The organism is Armatimonas sp., from assembly GCF_043760365.1.
Classification (GTDB): Bacteria; Armatimonadota; Armatimonadia; order Armatimonadales; family Armatimonadaceae; genus Armatimonas.
The window spans coordinates 1-4903 of record NZ_JAYUPA010000419.1; the positions used below are offsets into that span (position 1 = coordinate 1).

Sequence of the window (4903 nt, forward strand, 5' to 3'; positions counted from 1 at the left end):
AGGGGTGGAAGCGGCTGCGAGCCAGATGACCCTGAGCATCAATGGCGAGAATATCACGATCTACCCGGTGCCCGTCGGGCTCTCCGGTGGCCCCAGCGCGAGCTGGTCGCCCACGGGTGTCTACTCCCGCTGACCCTAAATTGAAAAAGCCCCGCGCCAGAGAGTGGCGCGGGGCAGAGCGAGAGTATCTTACTGGTAGGAGATCACGATACGCCCATTGCCACCCACCTGGTTGTTCGCGCCCCCCACCCCGACTCCCGCAACATAATCGCTGTCCACTGCGCCGCCGGGCAAGCGAGGGCTTGAAACATCCGCCGAGGAGGATTGGGTGAGGCCAGGTGCACTGGTGACACCCGTCAGGTTACTGGTTCGCGAGGAGCCGCCACCACCGCCGCCATTATCACTATTCTTCCCGCCCCCTGCACCACCATAGAAGCCGGAGCCTCCTCCCCCACTGACCGGCCCCCCATCTCCCCCCACAAGCCCGGAACCTGAGGTTCCCGAGAAGCTCCCGCCCCCCGCAGCACCACCAGCACTCTGGGTTCCGCCTAAACCACCACCCGAAGAGCCACTTCCACTGCTACCTGTCAGCCCTGTGGCGACGCCGCCACCGCCGCCGCCATAGAACTGCCCACCACCACCGGAGCCTGCAATGACGACATTGTCGAAGGTTGCGGGACGTCGGATGGAGGTGTAGCCGCCACCACCACCACCCGCCCAAACGGTATCGCCCTTACCCTTACCGCCACCTCCAAACGCAGCGAAGGTGGTGCCATTGAGCTTGAACTGGCCTCCGTTTCCGACGACCATCTTGAGGGTCTCACCCGGTGTAACGGCAAGTGTCCCACTGACAAAGGCTCCCGAGCCACCGTTCTGACCACCGCCTGCTCCCCACAGCTTCACCGTGAGCGAGGTCACGCCAGTCGGAACCACAAAGTCCTGATCTGCCCCCGTATAAGTGAAGGCTTGCTTGATGATGGGCCTTGGAGTCGGCATTGGGGTTGGTGTGGGAGTGGGAACAGGCGTCGGGGTCGGTGTAGGAACAGCCGTTGGTACAGCCGTCGGGACGGGCGTTGCAGAGGCCTTCGTGTGGTTGACCGTGACACCGTCCGAAACCACCACCAGCGTTGTGGCGTTGGCCGTCGTGACTGTCATCGGAAAGGGAGCGCGTCCGGCAGCGCTGGAGTTCAGGGTCAGGGTCGTTCCTGCAAAAGTCCAGGTTCCCGCGTCGGCCTGATTGGCGATGCCAAAGCTACCGGTGTAGGTGTTATCGGCGTTGAGCTGCATGAAGCCGTTGCCACAGTCTGTCGAGGAGCCATCGGCAAACGTAATCGTCCCCGGACAGGTCGTGTTCTTGCCCTCACCACTCATCGAGATCGTATTCCAGCGTGCGATGAGCTGATCTCGTGTAATGCCCGGATCAGGCGTGCCGCCACCACCGCCGCTACAGCCTTGCAAGATGCCTACCGCACTGGTCACCGAGAGCGCCAGTGCCGTCAGAAAGCCGCCTCGGGTGAGGCGCTTGGGTTGAGTCTTGTTTTCCATGAGGGCACTATAGCACACCACCCTGAAAGATTTCTGAAATGGAAAATCCCTCGCACCAATTCACAAAAAGGTTACAATAAGCCGATGCGTAATCTACCCGCTGGAACTGTCACATTTCTGTTCACCGATATTGAGGGAAGCACCAAACTCTGGGAAGCGCACCCAGAGCAGATGCAAGCCGCACTCGCACGCCACGATGCGCTGCTCCGCGACGCCATCGAGACGCATAATGGCCACGTCTTCAAGACCATCGGCGATGCCTTTTGCGCCGCCTTCACCACCGCGCGGCAGGCTGTCTGTGCTGCGGCCCGGATTCAAGAGCAGCTCACATCCCTGCAGACCACAGAGCTCCCCCTCAACGTCAGAATCGCACTTCACACGGGAGTCGCCGAGGTGAGGGATCGCGATTACTTTGGCCCGCCGCTGAACCGTGTTGCACGCCTCCTCGCCATCGGGCATGGAGGCCAAGTTTTGCTGTCCGAGGCAACCCAGGGACTTGTGCGTCACGATCTGCCGCTCCATTTTGCCCTCCGGGATCTGAGAATCCATCACCTCCGCGACCTTGGCACTCCGGAACACGTCTTCCAGCTCGTGCATCCCGATCTCCGCGAGGACTTTCCCCGGCTGCGCTCGCTCGATGCGCTCCCCAACAACCTACCTCACCAGCTCACCAGCTTCGTCGAGCGCAAAACCGAGATGGCGGAAGCGCGCTCCTTGCTGGATCGTTCCCGCCTTCTCACCCTGACAGGAGCAGGCGGCACCGGAAAGACCCGCTTGAGTGTCCAGCTTGCTGCCGAAGTGCTGGACGACTATCCCGATGGTGTCTGGATCGTCGAGCTAGCCCCCCTCGTGGATGCGGAGCTGGTGACCCAGACGGTCGCCGAGACGCTCGGCGTCCGAAAAGGCGCAGGGCGCGAGCTTGCGGAGGCGCTACGGGAGAAGCGGCTGCTGGTACTATTAGACAACTGCGAGCACTTGCTGGGGGCCGTGGCGGATCTTGTGGAGATTCTCCTGCGTGCCTGCCCTCACGTCCGTGTCCTCGCCACGAGCCGGGAGGCACTGGGAGTGGTCGGCGAGCAAGCCTACCGGGTTCCTTGTCTCTCACTGCCCGGTGCTGAGGACCAACCCCACGAGATCCTGATAGAGTTTGAGGCGATTCGCCTTTTCCTGGAGCGGGGCCGGCTAGCAGACCCACACTTCCAGATGACCGCCTCCACCGCTCCCTCCATCGTACGAATCTGCCGCCGCCTAGACGGTATTCCCCTCGCCATCGAGCTAGCTGCGGCGCGCCTTGGTGCGCTACCGGTCGAAAAGCTCGCGGAACGACTTGAGCACTCTTTCCGCATCCTCACCGGAGGAAGTCGTAGGGCATTGCCACAGCACCGAACCCTGCAGGCACTCATTGGTTGGAGCTATGACCTGCTCACCGATGCGGAAAAAGTGCTCCTGCGTCGCCTCGCCGTGTTCTCTGGCGGGTGGACAGTGGAAACCGCTGAGGTGGTCGGCAGGGGAGGCATTATTGAGGAGGAGGAGGTCTTGAACCTGCTGCTGCGGCTGGTCGAGAAGAACCTGGTCTTCTCCAGCCCCGTCACCCCTCGCTACCACCTTCTTGAGACCGTACGGGAATTCGCCTGGGCGCAAGCAATACTCTCTATCGAAGGGGAGGAGCTCCGCGACCGGCATCGGGATCACTTTCTTCAGCTGGCCGAGCAGGCCGAGCCCTACCTCCTCGGCGTGGACCAAACGGTCTGGCACGACCGACTGGAGCGTGAGAAAGACAACCTGAGATCCGCTCTGGAGTGGTCCAGCCAGCAGGCGGAGGGGAGCGATGCGGAGCTGAGGCTATCTGGAGTGCTCTAGGGCGGCAGCGGGAGAGAGCGGCTGCGCTCAACAACTTGGGGCTCGTGGCGCAGGAGCAGAATGAGCTTCAGGCAGCACGCGCCCTGCACGAGAAAAGCCTGGAAATCCGCCGTGCGCTCAAGGATCACTGGGGAACGGGTGTCTCTCTGAACAACCTGGCGTGTGTCGCGCAGGATGAAGGAAATCTGGAGGACGCCAGGACTCTCTATTACGAAGCTCTCGACGCGATCCGGCTTGGGGGGAGCCGCGAGAGTGAGGGGATGATCCTCACCAACCTTGCTGAGGTTGCTATCCTACTGGGTAGGTATGCCGAAGCCCATTTGCTCGTGGCCGAGGGCACACAGATTCAGCGCGAGCTTTGGGATCTGATGGGCCTGATTCACTGTCTACAAACGCGAGCCACGCTTGCTCTGCGAGAAGACGATGCCACCTTGGCGACGCAGCTTTATGGTGCTATTGAGAAAATCCGGGAGACGACTGGTGCCACTCTCGCGCCTCACGAACGCGAGTTACAGCTCGCCAATATCGTCGCGGCCCGACAAGCCCTCGGCAGCGATGCCTTCAATGTGGCGTGGGCAGCGGGCCACAGCCAACCCCTGGAGCAGGCCATCGAACACGCGCTGGAGAAAAACGATGATTAACCTTCCTACAGGCACGGTCACGTTTCTGTTCACGGACATTGAGGGCAGCACGAAGCTCTGGGAAGCGCACCCCGAGGCCATGCAAGCCGCACTCGCCCGCCACGATTTTGTGGTGCACTGCCTCACACTGAAACAAGCGATTGCGCTGGTGCTGGAGTAAAATGATCGTATGAACACGACGCTCACCGCTGACCCCGAAACCGGACATGTTCGCTGGACCCGTGAAGGCTTTCGCATGATGGCCGCTGCCGGGCTTTTTGCCGATGGCCGCTACGAGCTACTGAACGGAGAAATCGTTAAAATTATGCCCAATGAACCGCATACTTTTGTCAATATGGAGCTGCTACGCGCCTTAGTCGAGTGCTTCGGCTGGGACTATGTTCGTATCCCTGGCTCGCTCGCCGCATCGCCCACGAGCGAGCCGGAGCCGGATGCCTCCGTGACAATCAAGCCGCGACGTGAGTATCTCAAGACGGGTATTCCGCCGGGCAGTGAGTTTCGCTTGGTGGTGGAAGTGTCCGATAGCACGCTCGGGCGCGACAAAGGCCAGAAGGCGACGCTCTATGCCACTGCCGGGGTTCCTGAGTACTGGATCGTCAATATTACAGGGCGCACCGTGATCGTCCACCGCGATCCGAGCGACGATGTCTACCGAAGTGTCATCACTTACGACGAGACACAGGCGCTCTCGCCACAGGCCGCGCCGGAGCACAGCATTGTGATTGCCCAGATTCTGCCCCCGCCTTCAGAGACAGAAAACGAAAACAAATAACTAAAATTAGGAAGACCTATGCCCCTTAAAGTTGCCATGATCGGAGCCGGAAGTATCGGCTTCACCCGCCGCCTGATGGCGGATC

Annotated in this window: 4 protein-coding genes and 1 pseudogene; 4 read left to right on the top strand and 1 reads right to left on the bottom strand. The window is 61.0% G+C overall.

What is annotated here, in order from left to right:
* Positions 1–189: 189 nt before the first annotated feature.
* The gene (locus ACH2EH_RS09875) at positions 190–1545 is read right to left on the bottom strand and encodes a glycine-rich protein (RefSeq protein WP_395141228.1); all 1356 of its coding nucleotides are present in this window, start codon (positions 1543–1545) and stop codon (positions 190–192) included.
* Between the two features lie 84 nt (positions 1546–1629).
* Here ACH2EH_RS09875 and ACH2EH_RS09880 point away from each other — a divergent pair, with 84 nt between their 5' ends.
* The 4 genes and pseudogenes from ACH2EH_RS09880 (at position 1630) to ACH2EH_RS09895 (ending at position 4818) form a co-directional block, all read left to right on the top strand.
* Positions 1630–3405, top strand: a complete 1776-nt coding sequence (locus ACH2EH_RS09880; RefSeq protein ID WP_395141230.1) for an ATP-binding protein — start codon at positions 1630–1632, stop codon at positions 3403–3405.
* The gene (locus tag ACH2EH_RS09885; RefSeq protein ID WP_395141231.1) at positions 3345–4046 is read left to right on the top strand and encodes a tetratricopeptide repeat protein; all 702 of its coding nucleotides are present in this window, start codon (positions 3345–3347) and stop codon (positions 4044–4046) included. Before ACH2EH_RS09880 ends, ACH2EH_RS09885 begins: the two co-directional genes overlap by 61 nt.
* Positions 4039–4161 (top strand): annotated as a pseudogene (locus tag ACH2EH_RS09890) (adenylate/guanylate cyclase domain-containing protein); the annotation flags it as partial. The gene ACH2EH_RS09885 and the pseudogene ACH2EH_RS09890, both read left to right, overlap by 8 nt.
* A gap of 54 nt (positions 4162–4215) precedes the next feature.
* Positions 4216–4818: a Uma2 family endonuclease gene (locus ACH2EH_RS09895; RefSeq protein WP_395141233.1), complete on the top strand. Its 603-nt coding sequence runs from the start codon at positions 4216–4218 to the stop codon at positions 4816–4818.
* Positions 4819–4903: the final 85 nt, after the last annotated feature.